The 17,834-nt window shown below is 58.6% G+C and carries 17 protein-coding genes and 2 pseudogenes; 7 read left to right on the forward strand and 12 right to left on the reverse strand.

What is annotated here, in order from left to right; all coding sequences use genetic code 11:
* Positions 1 to 248 precede the first annotated feature (248 nt).
* Entirely contained in the window at positions 249 to 2,051 is a 1,803-nt protein-coding gene (gene treZ, locus LPU83_RS68270; protein WP_024316335.1) for a malto-oligosyltrehalose trehalohydrolase, read from the forward strand.
* Positions 2,052 to 2,066: 15 nt separating this feature from the next.
* On the opposite strand, the gene treY is transcribed toward treZ, so the two are convergent.
* The 4 genes from treY to LPU83_RS68290 form a co-directional block, all read right to left on the reverse strand.
* Entirely contained in the window at positions 2,067 to 4,568 is a 2,502-nt protein-coding gene (gene treY, locus LPU83_RS68275; protein WP_024316334.1) for a malto-oligosyltrehalose synthase, read from the reverse strand.
* Between the two features lie 206 nt (positions 4,569 to 4,774).
* Positions 4,775 to 5,104 carry a helix-turn-helix domain-containing protein gene (locus LPU83_RS68280; RefSeq protein WP_051166696.1) on the reverse strand — a complete coding sequence of 110 codons (330 nt, stop codon included), beginning with the start codon at positions 5,102 to 5,104 and terminating at the stop codon, positions 4,775 to 4,777.
* Between the two features lie 18 nt (positions 5,105 to 5,122).
* Positions 5,123 to 5,380, reverse strand: a complete 258-nt coding sequence (locus LPU83_RS68285; RefSeq protein ID WP_024316332.1) for a YMGG-like glycine zipper-containing protein — start codon at positions 5,378 to 5,380, stop codon at positions 5,123 to 5,125.
* A gap of 398 nt (positions 5,381 to 5,778) precedes the next feature.
* Complete coding sequence (locus LPU83_RS68290; RefSeq protein WP_024316331.1) at positions 5,779 to 6,588, reverse strand: mechanosensitive ion channel family protein; 810 nt, start codon at positions 6,586 to 6,588, stop codon at positions 5,779 to 5,781.
* A 470-nt stretch (positions 6,589 to 7,058) separates the two neighbouring features.
* Between LPU83_RS68290 and LPU83_RS68295 the strand changes: the two genes are divergently transcribed.
* From LPU83_RS68295 to LPU83_RS68305, 3 genes are all read left to right on the forward strand, one after another.
* The gene (locus tag LPU83_RS68295) at positions 7,059 to 7,244 is read left to right on the forward strand and encodes a DUF3008 family protein (RefSeq protein WP_024316330.1); all 186 of its coding nucleotides are present in this window, start codon (positions 7,059 to 7,061) and stop codon (positions 7,242 to 7,244) included.
* Positions 7,245 to 7,376: 132 nt separating this feature from the next.
* Positions 7,377 to 7,799 (forward strand): DUF4174 domain-containing protein, encoded by a 423-nt coding sequence (locus LPU83_RS68300; protein WP_024316329.1) that lies wholly within the window; start codon positions 7,377 to 7,379, stop codon positions 7,797 to 7,799.
* 159 nt (positions 7,800 to 7,958) lie between these two features.
* Positions 7,959 to 8,321, forward strand: coding sequence for a hypothetical protein (locus LPU83_RS68305; RefSeq protein WP_024316328.1), 363 nt, complete (start codon positions 7,959 to 7,961; stop codon positions 8,319 to 8,321).
* Between the two features lie 553 nt (positions 8,322 to 8,874).
* Here LPU83_RS68305 and LPU83_RS68310 read toward each other — a convergent pair.
* Entirely contained in the window at positions 8,875 to 9,684 is an 810-nt protein-coding gene (locus LPU83_RS68310) for an endonuclease/exonuclease/phosphatase family protein (protein WP_024316326.1), read from the reverse strand.
* Between the two features lie 69 nt (positions 9,685 to 9,753).
* On the opposite strand from LPU83_RS68310, the gene LPU83_RS68315 reads away from it, so the two are divergent.
* Complete coding sequence (locus LPU83_RS68315) at positions 9,754 to 10,797, forward strand: lysylphosphatidylglycerol synthase domain-containing protein (protein ID WP_024316325.1); 1,044 nt, start codon at positions 9,754 to 9,756, stop codon at positions 10,795 to 10,797.
* Positions 10,798 to 11,026: 229 nt separating this feature from the next.
* On the opposite strand, the pseudogene LPU83_RS75510 reads toward LPU83_RS68315, so the two are convergent.
* Both LPU83_RS75510 and LPU83_RS68325 read right to left on the reverse strand, forming a co-directional pair.
* A pseudogene (locus LPU83_RS75510) lies at positions 11,027 to 12,199 on the reverse strand (phospholipase D-like domain-containing protein); the annotation flags it as partial.
* A 413-nt stretch (positions 12,200 to 12,612) separates the two neighbouring features.
* Entirely contained in the window at positions 12,613 to 14,595 is a 1,983-nt protein-coding gene (locus LPU83_RS68325; protein WP_024316323.1) for a protein-L-isoaspartate(D-aspartate) O-methyltransferase, read from the reverse strand.
* Between the two features lie 667 nt (positions 14,596 to 15,262).
* On the opposite strand from LPU83_RS68325, the gene LPU83_RS68330 reads away from it, so the two are divergent.
* The gene (locus tag LPU83_RS68330; RefSeq protein WP_082321345.1) at positions 15,263 to 15,469 is read left to right on the forward strand and encodes a KTSC domain-containing protein; all 207 of its coding nucleotides are present in this window, start codon (positions 15,263 to 15,265) and stop codon (positions 15,467 to 15,469) included.
* A 36-nt stretch (positions 15,470 to 15,505) separates the two neighbouring features.
* Here LPU83_RS68330 and LPU83_RS68335 read toward each other — a convergent pair whose 3' ends face one another.
* A complete protein-coding gene (locus tag LPU83_RS68335; protein ID WP_141652577.1) occupies positions 15,506 to 15,757 on the reverse strand; it encodes a hypothetical protein in 252 nt (83 codons plus the stop codon).
* 22 nt (positions 15,758 to 15,779) lie between these two features.
* On the opposite strand from LPU83_RS68335, the gene LPU83_RS68340 reads away from it, so the two are divergent.
* Positions 15,780 to 15,932, forward strand: a complete 153-nt coding sequence (locus LPU83_RS68340) for a hypothetical protein (RefSeq protein ID WP_157997397.1) — start codon at positions 15,780 to 15,782, stop codon at positions 15,930 to 15,932.
* 144 nt (positions 15,933 to 16,076) lie between these two features.
* Here LPU83_RS68340 and LPU83_RS68345 read toward each other — a convergent pair whose 3' ends face one another.
* The 4 genes and pseudogenes from LPU83_RS68345 to LPU83_RS68355 form a co-directional block, all read right to left on the reverse strand.
* Entirely contained in the window at positions 16,077 to 16,541 is a 465-nt protein-coding gene (locus tag LPU83_RS68345) for a YbhB/YbcL family Raf kinase inhibitor-like protein (RefSeq protein WP_024316321.1), read from the reverse strand.
* Positions 16,542 to 16,578: 37 nt separating this feature from the next.
* The gene (locus tag LPU83_RS68350; RefSeq protein ID WP_082321346.1) at positions 16,579 to 16,716 is read right to left on the reverse strand and encodes a BON domain-containing protein; all 138 of its coding nucleotides are present in this window, start codon (positions 16,714 to 16,716) and stop codon (positions 16,579 to 16,581) included.
* Complete coding sequence (locus LPU83_RS75255; protein WP_258579344.1) at positions 16,713 to 16,844, reverse strand: hypothetical protein; 132 nt, start codon at positions 16,842 to 16,844, stop codon at positions 16,713 to 16,715. Before LPU83_RS75255 ends, LPU83_RS68350 begins: the two co-directional genes overlap by 4 nt.
* A gap of 447 nt (positions 16,845 to 17,291) precedes the next feature.
* Positions 17,292 to 17,806 (reverse strand): annotated as a pseudogene (locus LPU83_RS68355) (metallophosphoesterase family protein); the annotation flags it as partial.
* Between the last annotated feature and the right edge of the window lie 28 nt (positions 17,807 to 17,834).

Consider the following 17,834-nt stretch of genomic DNA (forward strand, 5'->3'; position numbering starts at 1 on the left):
GCTGGATAGCCGGTCTATTGGTGAATGCAATTACGGACCAAAGCCAGCGGTGGCATTGCGACCCGTTGCGCGATTTTGCGGTGTCACTCCATGCTGAAACGCGGCGTGCGAGAGACCACAAACCGTCCGGCGTGCCCTGTGGGCCTTCGATAGCCGAGACGCTGTCTCGGCGCAGCGAAAGGCAGCAGCAGGGAACTTGTTGGACAAACGACGGTTTTGACCAAACCCGAAACCTTTGAGCGTCCGCAATGTTCAGCTTCGGCCCGCAGATCATGGATGAAGGTGTGCGCTTCCGCCTCTGGGCTCCCCTGCAGCCCGCTGTCTGGATCATTATCGGCGATCGTCCACCCTGCGAGATGTTGGCTGAGCCTGGCGGCTGGTTCACGTTCCTATCCGGGGATGCGAGGCATGGCTCGCTTTATCGATTCGTCCTTGCTGATGGACAGGAAATCCCCGATCCCGCCTCTCGCTATCAGCCTGATGACGTGCACGGGCCGAGTGAAGTCGTCGACGGGAGCCGCTACAGCTGGGTGGACGGGGCCTGGCGCGGCCGTCCATGGAGCGAAACGATCCTCTATGAAATGCATATCGGAACCTTCACGCAAGCCGGCACGCTGGCGGCTGCGACGCAGCGGCTTGACCATCTCGAACGACTTGGCGTCACGGCGATCCAACTCATGCCAGTCAACGACTTTCCCGGACGCCGCGGTTGGGGCTATGACGGCGTGCTTCCCTACGCACTTGACAGCAGCTACGGGCGCCCGGAGGATCTAAAGGCCTTTATCGATGCTGCCCATCAGCGGCGGATCTCCGTTTTTCTCGACGTCGTCTACAACCACTTCGGACCGGAGGGAAACTATCTGCCATCTTATGTCCCCCTGTTTAACCGCCACCACAAGACGCCATGGGGGCAAGCCATCAACTACGACGACGAGGATTCCGACCTGGTCCGCAGGTTCGTCGTCGAGAATGCCCTTTACTGGCTGGAGGAATTCCGAGCCGATGGGCTCCGGTTTGATGCTGTGCATGCGATCAAGGATGAGAGTGGCGAGCATTTGCTTGCCCACATGGCCCGCACGATCAGGCGGGCAACGCGAGGGCGCCATTGCCATCTGATCGTCGAAAATGAAGACAATGCCGCTTCACTGCTCGAACGCGATGAGGATGGCAAGCCGCTTCTCTACACTGCCCAGTGGAACGACGACATTCATCACGCGCTCCATCGCGCTGCGAGCGGTGAGGCGTTCGGATATTACGCCGATTATTCAACGTCCCCGTCCGTCGTAGCACGGGCGATCGCGGAAGGCTTCATCTACCAGGGCGAAACGATGCCTTACAAGGGGGCCGCCCGTGGCCAGCCGAGCGACCATCTGCCGCCCACCGCCTTCGTGGCTTTCATTCAGAACCATGACCAGGTCGGCAACCGCGCCCGTGGCGACCGCCTTCATAAAATCACGCCGCAGCCGGCTCTCGAAGCGATCGCCAGCGTCTACCTTCTTTGCCCTCAGGTGCCGATGATTTTCATGGGAGAAGAATGGAAAAGCGAGGCCGATTTTCCCTATTTCTGCGATTTCAACGATGAGCTGAATGCGACCGTGCGCAAGGGGCGGCGCGAGGAGTTGCACCGACTGCCTGGCTTTGACGAGGAAGGCGCCGACACGCTTCCTGATCCGACGGATGAAACGACATTCCTATCTGCCAAGCTCGATTGGAATAGGCGCGAGCAGCTGGGACATAGAGAGTTTCTCGAACTCTATCGCCATCTCATCACGGTGCGCCGGGCTCACATCGTCCCGCTGTTGGACACGATGCGCTCGGGCGGACACATCGGTTCTTCAAGGCAGTTGATCGACGTCCATTGGGATCTCGGGGAGGGGAGAAAGCTGCGCCTCATTGCCAATCTATCGCACGCGCCCGTCGCGACGGATTTGCCACAGTCTGGTTCACTCATCTGGAGAACACAACAGGCTGGCGACCTCCTTCCACCGTGGTACGTGTGCTGGACACTCGAAGACGAGCCATTGGCGCCGGAACGTCAAGTCGCGCAATGACGGTTGCCGCAATCTTCAGTCCGCCGATATCAAGAGGGCGAAGGGCTGTGTTCGAAATGCAGTCTCGATGTCGATTGCAGGCCCTCTGTCAACCGCGCTGTCGGCCAGGATATCTCGGCGCGCCGCGTTGAGCTGGGCGGGCAGCTCAATCAGGGTATCACCCCAATAGCCAGGTTTCGTGCGCAATGTGATCGCATCGATGTGCCGCGAAATCAGTCGGGGAACGATCGTTATGGAAAACTGCCGCTTGTCATGACGGGCGAACGCGACGATATGCCGGTGCCTTTGCCCTCGTACGTTAAGGGGCAGGTAGTCGCCGCGATCATAGAGTTCGGGCCGCGCCTGACGAAGCGTCAGGCCTGTTGCGATCAATGTCTGCTTTTTCTGCCAGACATCTCCACCGTCCGCGGCTTTCGACGATAACATCACCTCCAAGCGGTGGAAGTCGACAGGCCGGCGATTGTCGGGATCGACGAGGCTGAGTTCCGGTCCCTCCGATCCCTGGTAGATGTCAGGCACGCCGGGGATGGTTAGCTTGAGCAATGTCTGGGCCAGGCTGTTCATGTGACCGGCAGCAATGACGCGCCTTATCGCGTGATCGAAGTCATTTCGAAAGGCTTGGTTCTCCTTGCACAACAGCCCGCCTACAAAGTCGAGGACCGCGGTCTCATAGCGCTCATTTGGTTCGCCCCAGTCTGTGTATGTCTTGGCCTCCCGGATGGCTTTTTGCGCGTAGTCCTTGAAACGGTCGCTCAACACGCCATTGATGTCTTCGATATCCTGCGGCCAGATGCCCGCCAGAGCCTGGTAGAGCATCCATTGTGTATTGGGTTCGGGCCATGGTCCGTCCGCAGTATCGACAATGAAAGCCCGATTGAGCTGTTGCCATCGATTGAAACCGGCTACCCAGTCCGCAGCGTGTTCGGTCAGGGCATAGAGGCGCGCGCGCGCATCTTCGCCACGCTTGGTGTCATGTGTCGAGGTTGCCGACAGCCCCCGCTGCAGCATCGCACGTTGGCGCATCGCCCTATGAAATTCGTCCGGCTCACTGCCGACCGTGTCCGGGTCACCGCCGACTTCATTCAGCCCAAGCAAGCGATTGTAGCGATAAAACAGGGTGTCCTCCATCGCCTTTGCCATCACCGGGCCGCTCAGCTGCTGCAAACGCCTGCGAAGTTCGAGAGCATTGGCGTTGTCATCGGGGTCGAGGATCGCGCGACCGATCACCCAAACAGCGTCAGGTTCTTCGGCGTTCCTAGCCGCATCGGCGAGCACGCTTTCAAACATGACCCGGTCGGTGCCCTCGAGCGGGCCTGTCGCGCCGTAGGTTCGGTAGACTGGAAACGCCACCAGGATGCCGGCGATCGCCTCGTCGGCGGTGGCGCGCTGCAATTGGGGCCCCACGGCCATAGCAAGATCGGTCAGCCTGGCGCGCTCACCGGCAAAGTTGCACTCCACCATGGCGCGCTTTGCCTCTTTTCTGCCAAGGTCAAAGTCCACGCGTGTCGGCGCCACTGCTCGATAAGCCTTGTCGAGCAGCTCAAGGCCCTCTCGCTCCACGAACAGGTCTGCGAAGCTTGCAATGACTTCATATCCGGTTGTGCCGGACACGGGCCAAGCCGTCGGCATCGTCTCGTTTTGCGCAAGGATCTTCTCGACGATTATATATGCGCTCCGACCGACAGCCTTCCGAAGTTTTGCAAGATAGTCCGCCGGATCGGAAAGGCCGTCCACGTGATCAACGCGAAGGCCCTGGACCTTCCCTGAGTGGACAAGTTCAATGATCAGCCGATGCGTCTCGTTGAAAACGTCTTGATCTTCGACGCGAAGCCCGACCAGGCCGGCGACTTCAAAGAACCGCCTGTAGCTAATGCGCTGTCGAGCGTCCCTCCACGGGATGAAGTGCCAGTGCTGCTCCCGGTGTAGAGCGTCCATGAATGCGTGATCGGCGGCAAGTTCGTCAAGGGAGGCACGACCCGAGCTTACGAGAGCCATGACCCGCGCAGCGCTCTCCGGCCGAAGCGGATAGGGGAGCATGCCATGCGTAAGGCTGGACGTCCCAGTTGCGGATGGGCCAGAAAGTCCGATAGTGCCAGACGCCAGGGCTTGCGAAAATGGATCGTCGAGAACGGGAAGAGTGATTGGTCTCGTCCAATCGACATCGAAATAGGTTGCGTAGGGACTATCGGGGCCGAGCTCGAGCAGGCTGCGCCACCAAGGGTTTTCAAGCGAGGCAGCCATGTGATTGGGCACAATGTCGAGGATAAGCTGCATTTCGGCTGCTTTGAGTGCGGCTACCAGCCGTTCAAAACCGCCGGCTCCTCCGATCGCCGGATCAATTCTGTTTTGGTCCACAATGTCGTAACCGTGGGTCGATCCTTCCGTCGCCATGAAGAGAGGGGACGCGTATAGGTGACTGACGCCGATCCTCTTGAGATAGGGGATGATCGAACAGGCATTTGTGAACGTCATTCCGTTCCGAAATTGCAGCCGATATGTCGATGTTGGCACCTGCATGAAGCCCTCCCGCAACCCGAAAAGGCGCAGTCCTTTGAAGCGCGCCGTTCCTCTCCTGGTCAGAATGTCGCAAAGCGGCCCAGGCGAAACAGCCATGCACTTTCTTTGTTCCGAAGATCATGACGGCCGCAGCCAGCACCGGGGCTTAGAAATCCGCGATCGACGCTTCCAGGGACACGACGCGACAAGCCGCGCTTAGCGGTCTCTCAACCGCCAGCGCCCGGAGGAGCGTCATTTTCAAGATACTCCTTATATTGGACGGTTTCGTCCTCGTTGATGTCGATGGCCGCGGAGGGCTTGATGAGCAATCGGACACCGGGTCCGCCGTCGACCGGTCCCTCATCGAAGAACATGACACCAGCTATCCCGAGGACCCGAACGAGCGCTTCGGTTTCCGGGGAAGGGCTAACCAGTTCCCCCGGCTGGCTCTCCAGCCGGTCGATGACTGATACAGACAGGCCAGACGCTTCGGCCAGCTGGCTTGGATTCCATCGCAGCAAGGCCCTTGCCGCTTTAAGCTGCTCGCTTGACACCATCAGACCATCCTCAATGGATCAACGCGGGCAGGCAGCGACATATCTGCGGCCATACGCGTCGCGGTAATAGCACTGGCCAGGCTGACCGGCGACGTTGCCGATAACGGCACCTGCGGCGCCTCCGACGGCAGCACCAATTGCAGCCCCTCGCACATTGCCGGTCGCGACGCCTCCAACAACAGCGCCGGTCGCAGCGCCGATTCCAGCACCCTGTTCTGTGGGAGTGCATCCAACAACGGCGGCTGCAGCAAGAAGCGAAATTACAATCTGCCTCATCCTATGTTCCTTTCCTGACGTCGCATATCATCAGCCCCAAAAGATAGAGATAGGGGCGGGGGTGAGAAAGCAACGCATCGCGCCACAGACCGAACCATAGAGGGAACGGGGGGGTCGCTTGCCGAGGCCAACCGGGTGGCTGATGGCTCTCGTCGGAATTGATCTCCGGCTCTCGTCCGGCGCCGACTTGGCCGGCACTTGATCGGGCGGTACGCAAATTGGTTGCGAAGGCACCGAATGCCTCGTCCGGATCGAGGCAAAATCAACGCCTCATCGGCTCTTGAAAGACCAAGCGCGCACGGCCGCAGTCAGGTGCGAGCCGGCCACATGCCGTGTCCTCGTCGGTACCGCATGATGAAACTCCGACGCGCGGGCAGTTATGTTTTCCAAGTGATCGGCTACTTGATCGCAATGCCTTCGTCGACGAGGCCCGACTTCAGTCGATCGATGACATCGTGGCGTGTCTCGGTCCATTCGCGCGTCTTTACCCAGTACTCGACCTTCAGGACGGTCTGGTCGGCTGTCAGATCGTCAGCGAAAACCCGCGGGGCAGGCTCTGCCCTCACTCTCTCGTCGGATGAAACGATCCCCAGAACCGCCTGCTTTGCCGCCCCAAGGTCCGCTTCATTGCCGATGGCAACCGACAGTTCCTGGCGCCGATTTGCCTCGCGGCTGTGATTGACGATCGGGGTGTTCCAAAGTGTTGAATTGGGCGCCATGAGATATAACCCGTCGGTCGTCTTCATCTCGGTGGCGAAGAGGCCTATCTCGCGGATGAACCCTTTAACACTTGCCGTCTCGATATATTCTCCAACGCGGAAGGGCCGCAAGACGAGAAGCATGATACCTGCCGCAATGTTTTGCAGCGTACCTTGCAGTGCAAGGCCAAGGGCGAGCCCCGCAGCACCCAGAGCAGCGATGATCGAGGCGGTCTGAACGCCAAACTGCCCAAGCACCGTCACGAAGACCAAAATGAGCAGTCCATAGTGGAAAAGGTTCTGGAAGAAGCGCGCCAGCGTCTCATCGATTCCATGGATCCTCGAGATCACGCGAAAGGCCGAACGGCTGATCACGCCCGAGAGGATCCAACCGCCGACGAGAAGCACAATCGCGCCTAGGATCGAGAAGCCGTATGTTACCGCAAGGGCAGTGGCCTGATCAAAGGCGGTTTGCGTGGCAAGTACCACATTGGCGGATTGATTTTCCATGAGATTACCCTTGACCGTCGAATAGCGTTGCAAGTGGCATAACTGCCGAGAGGTGGATCAAGCGCGGCCGCCGGCTGCGCTGTGGCTCGTGCGGTGGCGTCGCGTGAGTGAAACGGTTGTCGTTTCCAGATGGTTCCCAGGATAGCTCTGAACGCCGTCGCACGAGGCTCTGACCGACAGACGGAGCGCTCGGGCCAACCCGATGCTCTTCGCGCTGCTTTGCGGTGGGGTCGTCCAGGGCCTTTGCGGTTGCCACGGGCGTTCTTGTTTGGTCGCGAACTGCGCGCTTGATGCATAACCTGGAGCGGTAACAGGTAAAAATGCCTCGAAATTGATCAGAGCGCCTCGACCCTTCAGCGATCCGAGGAAACACGACCGGACGCTGTCTGTATTCACGATGCACTCGCACCTGAGGCAGGAACTTTGTCGGCCGTGGACAGTTACCTTGCATAACAAAAAGGAGAAGAAAAATGCCCGCAAAATCCAAAGCGCAGCAGAAGGCCGCTGGTGCCGCCCTTGCGGCAAAGCGTGGTCAAACACCGAAGAGCAGGCTCAAAGGGGCATCCAAAGAAATGGTGGACTCCATGAGCGAGAAGCAACTCGAGGAGTTCGCTTCGACAAAACGGCGCGGAAAGCCCGAGCGCGTCTCGCACTAACGCCACGCAACCGTGCTGCGCTGGCCTTCGCCGATCGAGATCACTCCAGTGCCCGACATTCCGCGCGCGGGCCGGTAGCAGCGAAAGCTTCCGTCTTTCCACACGGGACGGGATGGAAGCAGGAGCAGAGCCATGCTCAAGTCGTTCATCAAAGAGATCATAGGGGCTTCCCCGGCACTCTACGATCCATGCCCAAGTCTTGTCTCGTTTCGCAACAAGTGCCACGTCCTTGTTCTATTCGAGGGCTCGGCTGATGACCTCCCCGAATTGCAGGAGGAATATCTTGCCAACCAGCATGAAGCGCTGGCATCGCGGCACATTGCGCTTTTGCGTGTCGCCGGCGGCGGCGTTTTCTCCAGTTTCGAAGCCCTTGCTGATATTAGCGCGGACCAGATCCGCGCCGATCTTAACGGTCCTTCGCCTGAGGAATTCGAAGCCATACTCGTCAGCCCTGACGGTGCTATAAAGTTTCGCTCGCGGCGACCAGTCAGCGTTCAGCATGTCATGGAGGTGATCGACAGATTACCTCGCAACGACCCGGTCGCACACGCGTGAGGGCTGGTGCGCTGCAAGCGCGACTGACGCGGGCTCTTGATCTACCAAGGGACAGCGAAAAATCGCTGTCGCCCGCCTCAGTACGGCCATGCGGGCCAGCAGAAGGGGAACAGATCATCGCCTCGTCAGCTAGGATCTTAACGCAAGAGGAGCACCTCGATGGTCGATCCGACAGGACAAACAATTAGCGCAATTTTCGATGACGAGCGGGATGCGGAGCACGCCGCCGAAGAAGTGATTGCCTCGGGAATTGCAAACGATGCCGTAACCATCACCCGTGGACATGGCACCGATACGCTTCCCAAGGATCATGGAGGCTTTCTGGACGCAGTCGAAAAATTCTTCTTCACGCAGGAGCAACGAAACGTCTATGCCGAAGCGCTTAGGCGCGGAGGGTTTCTTGTCAGCGTGCAGGTCAAGGACCAAGCCCAACATGACGCGGTCCTGAAGATCCTGGCTGACAAGGGAAGCATTGATATCGATGAACGCGCCGAGCAGTGGCGCGCGCAGGGATGGCAATAAGACGTTGCCCAACGAGGTCTGGCCTCAAGTTGTCTTCTGACCGCCTGTTCCGTGTTCCGTTCACAACCCTACTGCGGTTCAGGCAGATTGTGCTGCTGACCCGGAGCTTTGCTCGGAGGGATGACGCGCAGCGTACCGGTGGAAGGAGCCGGCTGCTCCAGACCCTCGTCGCCCGATGCTGGCGGTATGAGCACGCCATTGCAACGGGACAAATCTGCATCCCCGCCGCGGCGAGAAGGTGAACCTCTCTGCAATTCCTGTTGCGACGGAGCCTGACATCCTTCTGGAAACGGCTTTGTCGTGCTTTGACCAAAAGCATTCGTCGTAACAAGCAGAACCAGACCGGCTGCGATGTTGCGCATGAAGTGCATCAAGCATCCTCCGCAGCATTGTATTCAATGGCCAACTGCCGATCCCCGGCAAAAGTTCCAGTCTGAGAAATGAAACAATGTGGTATGAAAGCCCTGGAGAGCATCGGGCGGTTTTTGAGGATCTCGCGGGGGCAGTCAATGTTGGCGAGGACGCCGATGGCCGCAGCGTCGTGACCCGGACGCTAGCGCTCAAAGCGTGACACGTTCCCGGTCAACCCGTTGTCCGAGACCTGCCGTCCCAAATCCAGCCTCACCAGAAGCGGCAAATGGTCCGACGCTCGGCGCGTCAGTGGGTCAGCCGCGATCGCCACGGAAGCGACATGCAGTTCCTTTGACACAAAAACATGATCGATGCGCAGCAGCGGATATCGCGATGGAAATGTCGGTCGTGGCTTCGTCCCTGCCAACAGCTGGGCGTCGCGAAAATATCTCGTCAAGCCTTTGTAAGCTGGCGAGGATGGAATGGCGTTCAAGTCCCCACAGACGATCGCCGGGAGGGCCTGGAATTGGGCGTTTCCGATCCAGTCGTCGCTAAGCAGCTCGGCCACTTGCCGGTTGCGGTCCCGGTTTCTGAGGCCAAGGTGTGTGTTGAGCACATTAAGGGGCCATCCGTGGACGTCGACCTCAACCCAGATTGCACCGCGTGTCTCGCCGATCGACGGCAGGGGAGCAGCCCTCATCAGGCGCATCGGAAGCGCGGTGACGATCGCATCGCCGTAGCGTTCCTCCTCGACATGCAGCGCCGGGTGAAAATGGGCATCCATCTTCAGCAGTGTCGCGATCATTTCCGCCTGATCGACCCCGCCTGTCCGCTTTCGTCCAACATCGAGCTCCTGAAGCGCGATGATGTCGGCCTCTGATCGTGCGATGACCGCCGCGATCCGATGCGGATCAATCCGCCGATCCGTGCCGACGCAGCTGTGAACATTGTAGGTGAGAACCTTGAGCTCGCGCCGGTCAGATGGCGAGAGGGCAGATGCGATTGTGCTCATGCAGCGGGGAACCCGCCTGGGCTTATTTCGTTCCCACTAGCAAAGGGATCAACACCAAGCAGAACCTTCATGTCGGTCAGGCGAGTTTTCATCAACACAGCCCTCATTCTAGGCCTGCTGCTCGCCACCTACTTGCTCTACAAAGTCTTCAGCCGGTATTCGCTTGGTGAGATCATGCTCTCGCTCGGGGCAATCTCGGCGTCCCGATTGATTTTAGCTGTTGGCTTTTGCGCTCTTTCCTACCTGTGCCTCAGCGGCTTTGACTGGATGGCTTTGCGCTACGCCGGCAAACCGCTAAGCTACCCGAAAGCAGCGCTAGCGTCGTTTACCAGTCTTTCGATCGGGCATAACCTCGGTGTTGCGGCGTTAAGCAGCGGTGCCGTGCGCTATCGCTACTATGCGCGCTGGGGATTGAACGCGGAAGAGGTCGCCAAGGTTATTCTGTTTTGCGGTGTGACGGTCGGGATGGGGCTGTCGACCCTGGCCGGCATCGCGCTTCTGAGCAATCCCAGGAATGCAAGCAAATTGCTGCATGTCGGCGCTGACGCTCTCTTTTGGCTCGGCCTTCTTTGTCTGGCGTTTCCGGTGTTTTACGTTGTCCTTGCCGGCACTTTGCGTGCTCCGCTGCATGTGTGGAAGTGGCGCTTCGAGATGCCGGATCTCAAGCTTGCGATTGGACAGATCATCATCGGCACGCTGAATTTCATCTGTGTCGCCGCCTGTCTGCATCAGGTGCTGACGGATAGCCTGGGTTCAAGCTTCGTTCAAACGGCGACGGCCTACGTGCTTGCCAACATCGCCGTCCTCGTCACCCATGTGCCCGGTGGCCTTGGTGTGCTGGAAGCCACGGTCAGTCATGTCTTGCCGGGTGCAGCCTCTATCGGGGCGCTCGTCGCGTTCCGGGTAATCTACTTCTTGCTGCCGCTCTTGATCGGCCTGACGGTCTTTGCGGCAAGCGAATTGGTCCTCCGCGCGCCGCGCCGCTCGCTCAAAGGAGCGCGCTCAAAAGCCGTCCCAAACGCAGACGCAGCTTTTGTAATGGCCAATATGGATGCCGGGGATCGACAAGCGCGGTTCCCAAAAACGGGGGTGTATCACCGCGATGGATGTTGATCTCGAACTGTCTTAAGCCGCGCGCGCCTCTGTTGAGCGCTGCGATCATAGCAAGCATTGATTGTCGTGACACCTCGGTCTCGGCCACGAGGGCTGGACTGGTGCCCAAATGTTCGGCGATCAGCCGGTGACGCAGGCAGCTGATCGCGCGTTGATGTTCGTCACAATCAGCCTCGAGGGCGAGATCGCATTCAGTGTCCAGGCCTTCCGATCGGTTGTTGAGATTGGACGATCCAATGCGTACGAAGCGGTCGTCGACGATGATAAGTTTCGAATGAACGACAAGATCCTGCTCGCCGCCATCTGCGTTTTGAATAACGGCGTACATCACCCTCAGCCGATCATAGCGGTCGACGCGCTTCAAGCGTCGGATCAGCCTGTCGCGATTGTTTCCCATCGCAAGCTTCTCGATGAAGCCGTGCGAGCTCTTTGTCACCACCACGGCGATCTCAGGTCCGTCGGGATCCTTCAATCGCTTCGCAATCGCCCTGGCGACACCGAAGGATGCAAGGTATTGCGTTTCGATATAGATGTGCTTGCCGGCCGCAGCGATGGCGTCGCGCGTAAGCCGGAAGGCCTCGTAGCGGCCACGCTTGCCGATCAGCCCCGGTTCCGTCAAGGCGATCGCAGCCGGCGTCGCCACCATGTCTGGAACCAAGGCAGGCCAGCAGGCGCGCGGGTGCGCCATTGGTGCAACTATTTCGCCGGTGGCCTTTTTCCAGCGCCTGCGCGCAACGTCCCCGATCATGAGGGCCACCTCACCGGAGACAGCGCACTGGATATCGTGGACAGGTTCGTAAGGCGTGCCGTCCGGCGAACACCTCAGGGGATTTGCAGTTTCGTGGTCGGGCTCGTCCCATCGCCTGGCCGTAAGGTCGATCCCGCCCAGGAAGGCAAGATTGCCGTCTATCGAGACGAGCTTTTGATGGTGACACCCGCGAAGCGGATGGCGGAAGTCGAAACGCATCGAAATCCGCGGGTGGATGGAAACTGCACTCGAGCGAAACAGCCGCAACGACCTGCCGGAATAAATCGGTCCCATGCCCCAAACCAAAATCCTGACCTGCAGCTGCGGGTTTTCCTCCACCATAGACAAGAGCAGTTCGCCGAGCGTTTGCGAGCCCAGATGCGGCTTCAGCTGGATATCGGGATTGAAATCCCAGCCGACGATCCAGATCTCGTGCCGCGCCTGTCTCAGCGCCTGATCAAGCGCGGAAAAATAGGCCGCGCCGTCGACAAGAAACGCCGCCTTGTCAGCGACACCGGCGCGCCAGGCATTGCGCCCAGGTTGAATGATCGGATGTGAAGATGTTCCCCTCGGCAAACGTCGAATGGCGGAGGTGACGACCTGCATCGTATCAGCCGCTTGGGAGGCGTCGCCCGTGGATTGATAATCGAGCATCTTGCCTTGCTTTCCCTGTGCCTTTGGATGTCTCGCCTAACGCGCGAAGTGCCGCGCCTGTTCCAAGGGCAAATGACGCACATTAACGGATCGATTTCCCGGAGTTCGCCTTTCACGGGTCTCGATCTATCACTCACCTGCGGCGGGCCAGCACTCACTCGGCCTTGTGCATGCGGCGATCAAAACTGTCCTGCCCAAGCAAGTTCGCAGTGGAGCTCTGTCCGATACCATAGGATTCTATACTCAAGCCTCACCGCAAAAACGCGGGGACGCTTGGATCGGGGGCACCGGAACGACGATCTTCGAAATCCGGTCGTGTTCCCGCATGCGATTCAAACAGAAGGCGACGCGCCCCTCGGCTGTGGTTCCCCCTGCGTTAGCGTTCAACGGCCTTCTGAGCGCGTAGTTTTGGATCAAAGACCGAAGGGATAGGTATCATCGTCCCGGCCACGAACCATCTCATTATCCTGACGGCTGACTGCGCGCGTATAGTCAAACCAGACGAAGGCGTCATACTGCCGGGGCATCGATGTCAGCATGTAATGGCTTAGGCGTTCTGATCCAGGACGATAGATGACACCAATAAATCGCTGAAGTCGGTCGTCGATCAGGCCCGCGTGGAGCTCCTTGTTGCGATCAAAGTCGAGTAGGAAACGCGCTTTTTTACTTTCATGACATAGCCGCTCATAGCTACCGACCAGGGACGGATTGATCGTCGCAATCTGCGCTGGCCCGTCCCAATCAGTGGCTGCGAGGACCTCGCCGGAATCCGTACCAAATCCTATCAGGCTGGTCATTCCGTCGAAGCGCTGCCGACAGAGCTGTCCAAGATTGATCTCGTCGCGAGCCGATGCCATTTCAGTGAAACGGGCGTCGCCAATATGGGAATTATGGGCCCAGACGACAATCTTAGCGTCGGATCCGTGGAAATCGATAAGATGCTGAAGCATCTCGGCCATGTAAGTATCGCGTAGGTTCCAGGCATCCGAACCGCCGTAATACATGATGCGATAGTATCGTTCCGCCGCAGCCAGCAGTCTCGCCGACTGAGCCGCGTCTAGGAATTCGTCCCCGCCGCCAACGGCGTTCTCCAGCGACTGCGCGAGGAGGTCCTTGCACTGCTTCAATACGGCTTTCTCACACGATCTGTGAGCATTGCTCAGAACCGCTCTTCCATATGTCGCCGGGTTGTTCTGCCACGGGCTAAGACAGCCATACCGTTCGCGGGCCACCAACGCCGCTTCCGGATCGACGCGATCAAGGTATTCGAGGACAGCTCGGATCGACGCTGACATGTTGTAGAGATCGAGACCGTAAAAACGGATGGGGGTCTCGCTCGAGCGCTTCCGACGTTCGTTTTCGGACACCATCCAACCGACGAACTCGGAAAACTCCTTATTTCGCCACATCCACGTCGGAAAACGTTGAAACGGTGGATCGCCTACGGCCTCTCTCCCACCAAGCAAACGATTGATGGCGGCAGCGTCGGGCCAATCCGCTTCGACCGCCACCATGTTGAAGCCATGATGCGCGATCAGATGGCGGCTGACAGCGGCACGGGCGCGGTAGAATTCCGACGTGCCATGCGTCGATTCACCGAGCATCACAATCCGGCGATCTCCGAACCGATCAAAGAGGTCCGTGAAGCTTTGATGCTCGATCGACGCGAACTCCTCTGCCGCGTTGGCGATTAGTTCTTGCGGCGTCTTCTCAGGCGGCCACGAGCGGGTCGCCTCAGTGTACATCGGATGGACGATGCTCCAGGCGTCATCTCCGATCAGCGGAACAAACAAGACACCCCCGAGGTCTTCCTCCTCAAATTCGTCCGCACCGATTCGGGTGAACCGCTTCAGCCGCTGCTTGTCATCGCCCACCGGGATGAGGAGCCGTCCGCCAAGGTCCAACTGTTCCTTGAGGGCCGAGGGTATGGTCGGCGTGCCTGCCGACACGATAATTGCATCGAAGGGCGCGGCCTCGATCCAACCCTTGCTGCCGTCGCCGATACGCACGTCGATGTTGCCATAGCCTAGCTTGCCGAACCGCTCTCTGGCTTGCAACGCTAAGGATTCGTGGCGCTCGATGGTATAGACCTCGCTGGCAATGCGGCTGACAACGGCAGCCGCATACCCAGAGCCGGTTCCGACTTCCAGGACCTTGTCGCCGGCGTCGAGACCGGCCTTCTCGATCATCAGCGCCACTATGAAGGGCTGCGAGATCGTCTGACCATGCCCGATCGCAAGAGGCGTGTCTTCGTAAGCGAACTCTTCGAAACCTGGGTCGACGAACGCTTCACGCGGCACGGTGCGCATCGCCCTTGCAACATTGCGATCATGGATGCCGCGGCGAACAACATGCTGCTCCACCATCCGGTCACGGCTGCGCGCCAAATTCATAATCTGCTCCTCTTAGATGATCGTGCTGATTCACGGACATGTGGTTCAAACACGTCATTGGATATCCAAGCTCCATCCGGTGCGAGGTTGGTCAGGATGGACCGGTGGGCCTCGGTTTTGGCCGACACCCTCAGCGCGACGTTGCCGCGCGCATGCTTGTTCTTGAGCGGGAGGACGAACGGTTTTGTTAAGCCGATAATAACATTTCTCTACGTGCCAGCAAAACACCGCAATAGGAATTCTATTTCAGTTCAACCTTCTCAGATTCGCCTTCCGGCGGCAGACGGCGCTCTCTCGCCTCGCTGACAGAATGTGTAACTGCACTTGGATATCGGCCCGTCTATCCCACCAGAGCGGCGGCGGAACTCATACGCTTCCGAGCCGTTATCGAGTACCAGGAGTTTCGCTACCGAAGACCGGTTGCCGACATGCATCGAATGTTGATCGCTACGCTATTGGGATGGCCTTGGAGCGGTTCTTGGAAAGGCCGGCGGTAACCCTCACGAAGAATTCAATCGCGGAGGTCCAAGGCGCAGCAGGATGACGGAAGCCAGGCCAAAAAGGACGTCGAGGAGACAAGTATCAACCACTTCAAGTCCGATTGCGAGGCGGTATCCATTGTGCTCGACCACTGAAGTGCGTGATCACCAAGAAAACCGAAGAGTTAGCAATGCCTTCTCATTTGATCCGGAATGCTAATTATGACCCAGCCACCCGCACGCTCTCGATCTGGCTAGTCACGAACGAGAACCGCTACGACTATCGGGACGTTCCTCCCGAAACATATGCGGCGTTTCGGTCTGCCTTCTCGAAAGGGCGCTTTTTCAACACCCAAATCAGGAATCGTTTCACATACCGGATTTCTAAAGACGAGTGACGTGCCCGCCTTCTCCAAGCAGCAGCCCCTCCTTGCTCACTCATCCGAGGCAGAGCGAAGGTAGGGCTGTGCGACTTTGTCTTGTTCCTCTCCTGGTAACTCGAAATCAGAAAGGACAAGGTCGATGGTGTCGGTGTCCCGATCAGTGGGTACACTTGTGTTGAAGACTGCTTCAGGATGTCGCTTCCACACGTCAATTGCAGTTCCGCTGACGCCAATGGACCTGCCGTGTACGATGAAGACGCCCTCGATCGTCGCGCGTTCGATATCGTCCCATGTGACTTTCATATCGTACTCCATCGGATGCTGAATGGCCGTTAACGCAACTCGCAGCAACATCATCGCAGGGCACATCTGCCAGCTCGACCGGGATAAAACGATTATCCTTCAGGTGGCCTCTGGAAAGCCGCTGACGGCTGCATTTCCTGGCGCCTTGCGGATACCATGGGACCTGATCGCCTGAATGATAGAACTCTATCACGACGGCACTCTCTTGGGCCTGGCCGCCTCGTGAAAGCGAGGGTATTTCAGACAATGCCCTGTCTCCTCTTGCTCATGTGGTCCAATCAACTGCAACCCATCCCGTGTTCTCATCCGATCCTGGCATTCAAGATTGCTCGAAGGTCCCGGTCAATGACGCTTGGGCAATCGCATGTTTCCCAGCCTCCTCCCACATCGCTTTCGCGCCAGCTTGGGCCGGGATCGAAAGATTGAGGACGTCGAGCGCAGCAAGCTTGAACTGATAGCGGTGGGTCCCGTGACCCTTTGGCGGCTGCGGACCGTCATATCGCGCGTTACCAAAATCGTTGTTGCAAAAGCGGGCGGTACCTCCAGGTGCGGTATCGGAACTTTCCGGCAACTCGTTGCGCTCGGGCGGAATGTTAAACACGCCCCAGTGTCTGAAGGTCCCGTTCGGCGCATCCGGGTCTTCGACCACCAATGCGAAGCTTCGTGTGTTGTCAGGTGCGCCGCTCCAGGACAGCGGCGGCGCGATGTTTTCGCCAAGGCGGCTGTACTTTTCAGGGATGGGGCAACCATCCGCGAAGGCGGCGCTCGACAATATGAAAGGCATTGCGATCTCCCGGTGCAGGAGCCAAAGCTCCTCAAGTTCAGATGTTCGGGTTGCCGACGGTTTCATCCCCGCTTTTGACCCGCAGATTGTTCTGGACATGCGAAACGCCGAACGCATCATCGGCAATGTCTTCTGCCCTTCGCTTGTCCTGGCGGCTTGAAACAAAACCGTTCAATGTGTTGTCGCCTTGCAGTTCTTCGTCTTCAGGCGGCGATGTGATGCCGCCAGAGCGCTTGTCCCGGGATCGTCGGCCAGATCAATGTCGCTCGGCGTGTCGGACTTGAGATGCTTGGATGAGTTCACGACGCTTTCCTCCTCCGCTCCTTGAGGTCATCCAACTTCTGTTTGTTGCAAAAGTTCCCGACCGCAGATGGGAAAATCGGCTCCGAGCGACTATCCTGGTTCTCCCCTGGCAAACCGCGGGCGGCAACAGGACGCAATTGCAAGCGCCTTCGGGAAGTCGGCAGTGAGCGTTCGCTCAGCGCGAGGCCGAAGGGGAAAGTCTGGTCGATTACCGCCCTTCAATGTCCATCCGCTCAAATCGCGCCAAGCGCGGCGGCCGGCTGCGACTTCGAGCACCTTGTCACTGGCGTCTATCGGTTTCAATCATGAGGCGACGATGAAAGGCTTCGAAATTGTCTGGCCTTCGCCGACAGACGCAGGCGCTTTCCCAAAGAGAATTCCTCGAAGCTGCCGTCAACGAACATTTCACGGCTACAGTACGCATTGCTTTGCAGAGGCTGCGGTCCTGACGGCCGCGACATGGAGGCGGTCAATGGTTTCGGCCAGCCTGGACGAGCCCAGAAAGGGATAGATTTCCTGGGGTTCGCCCTCCACGGTCCCGACAATCGGGGCATACTGCAGAACCACCATCGCGCGGTCTGATCTGACGCGACGCATGGCGTTTTGAGCCGCATGGATTCCTCGACGCTTTCGGCAACCATGGCCTTGATGGCAGCTCCCCCGGATGATCCGAGCATATGGCGGCCAAGGCCGCCGGCAAAGCCCTTGACCCCGACGAAAGCCGCGCCGTCGATCTCCACGGGCTGGCCATTCAGGAGTTTGACGCATGCGTCGATGAGCACTGCCGATACCTCGTCGACCATGCCGCTTTCGCGGTCGTGATTTCCGAGAACGGCGACGATGGGGATTGTGCAGCTTCGCAATTTTGCCGCCAGCAGTTCGGCTTCCTTCGGCTTGCCGAGATCCGTCAGATCGCCTGCCATGACCAGGACGTCGGCGGCCGGGGAAATCTCGGCCAACATCGCCTTGTAAACCAGCAAGGCGAGAAAG

This window comes from Rhizobium favelukesii (assembly GCF_000577275.2).
GTDB classification, from domain to species: domain Bacteria; phylum Pseudomonadota; class Alphaproteobacteria; order Rhizobiales; family Rhizobiaceae; genus Rhizobium; species Rhizobium favelukesii.

Excerpts from the sequence above, each read along its gene's own strand:
- treZ (WP_024316335.1), top strand. The coding sequence starts at position 249 with ATGTTCAGCTTCGGCCCGCAGATCATGGATGAAGGTGTGCGCTTCCGC.
- treY (WP_024316334.1), bottom strand. The coding sequence starts at position 4,568 with ATGCAGGTGCCAACATCGACATATCGGCTGCAATTTCGGAACGGAATG.
- LPU83_RS68280 (WP_051166696.1), bottom strand. The coding sequence starts at position 5,104 with ATGGTGTCAAGCGAGCAGCTTAAAGCGGCAAGGGCCTTGCTGCGATGG.
- LPU83_RS68285 (WP_024316332.1), bottom strand. The coding sequence starts at position 5,380 with ATGAGGCAGATTGTAATTTCGCTTCTTGCTGCAGCCGCCGTTGTTGGA.
- LPU83_RS68290 (WP_024316331.1), bottom strand. The coding sequence starts at position 6,588 with ATGGAAAATCAATCCGCCAATGTGGTACTTGCCACGCAAACCGCCTTT.
- LPU83_RS68295 (WP_024316330.1), top strand. The coding sequence starts at position 7,059 with ATGCCCGCAAAATCCAAAGCGCAGCAGAAGGCCGCTGGTGCCGCCCTT.
- LPU83_RS68300 (WP_024316329.1), top strand. The coding sequence starts at position 7,377 with ATGCTCAAGTCGTTCATCAAAGAGATCATAGGGGCTTCCCCGGCACTC.
- LPU83_RS68305 (WP_024316328.1), top strand. The coding sequence starts at position 7,959 with ATGGTCGATCCGACAGGACAAACAATTAGCGCAATTTTCGATGACGAG.
- LPU83_RS68310 (WP_024316326.1), bottom strand. The coding sequence starts at position 9,684 with ATGAGCACAATCGCATCTGCCCTCTCGCCATCTGACCGGCGCGAGCTC.
- LPU83_RS68315 (WP_024316325.1), top strand. The coding sequence starts at position 9,754 with ATGTCGGTCAGGCGAGTTTTCATCAACACAGCCCTCATTCTAGGCCTG.
- LPU83_RS68330 (WP_082321345.1), top strand. The coding sequence starts at position 15,263 with ATGCCTTCTCATTTGATCCGGAATGCTAATTATGACCCAGCCACCCGC.
- LPU83_RS68335 (WP_141652577.1), bottom strand. The coding sequence starts at position 15,757 with ATGAAAGTCACATGGGACGATATCGAACGCGCGACGATCGAGGGCGTC.
- LPU83_RS68340 (WP_157997397.1), top strand. The coding sequence starts at position 15,780 with ATGGCCGTTAACGCAACTCGCAGCAACATCATCGCAGGGCACATCTGC.
- LPU83_RS68345 (WP_024316321.1), bottom strand. The coding sequence starts at position 16,541 with ATGCCTTTCATATTGTCGAGCGCCGCCTTCGCGGATGGTTGCCCCATC.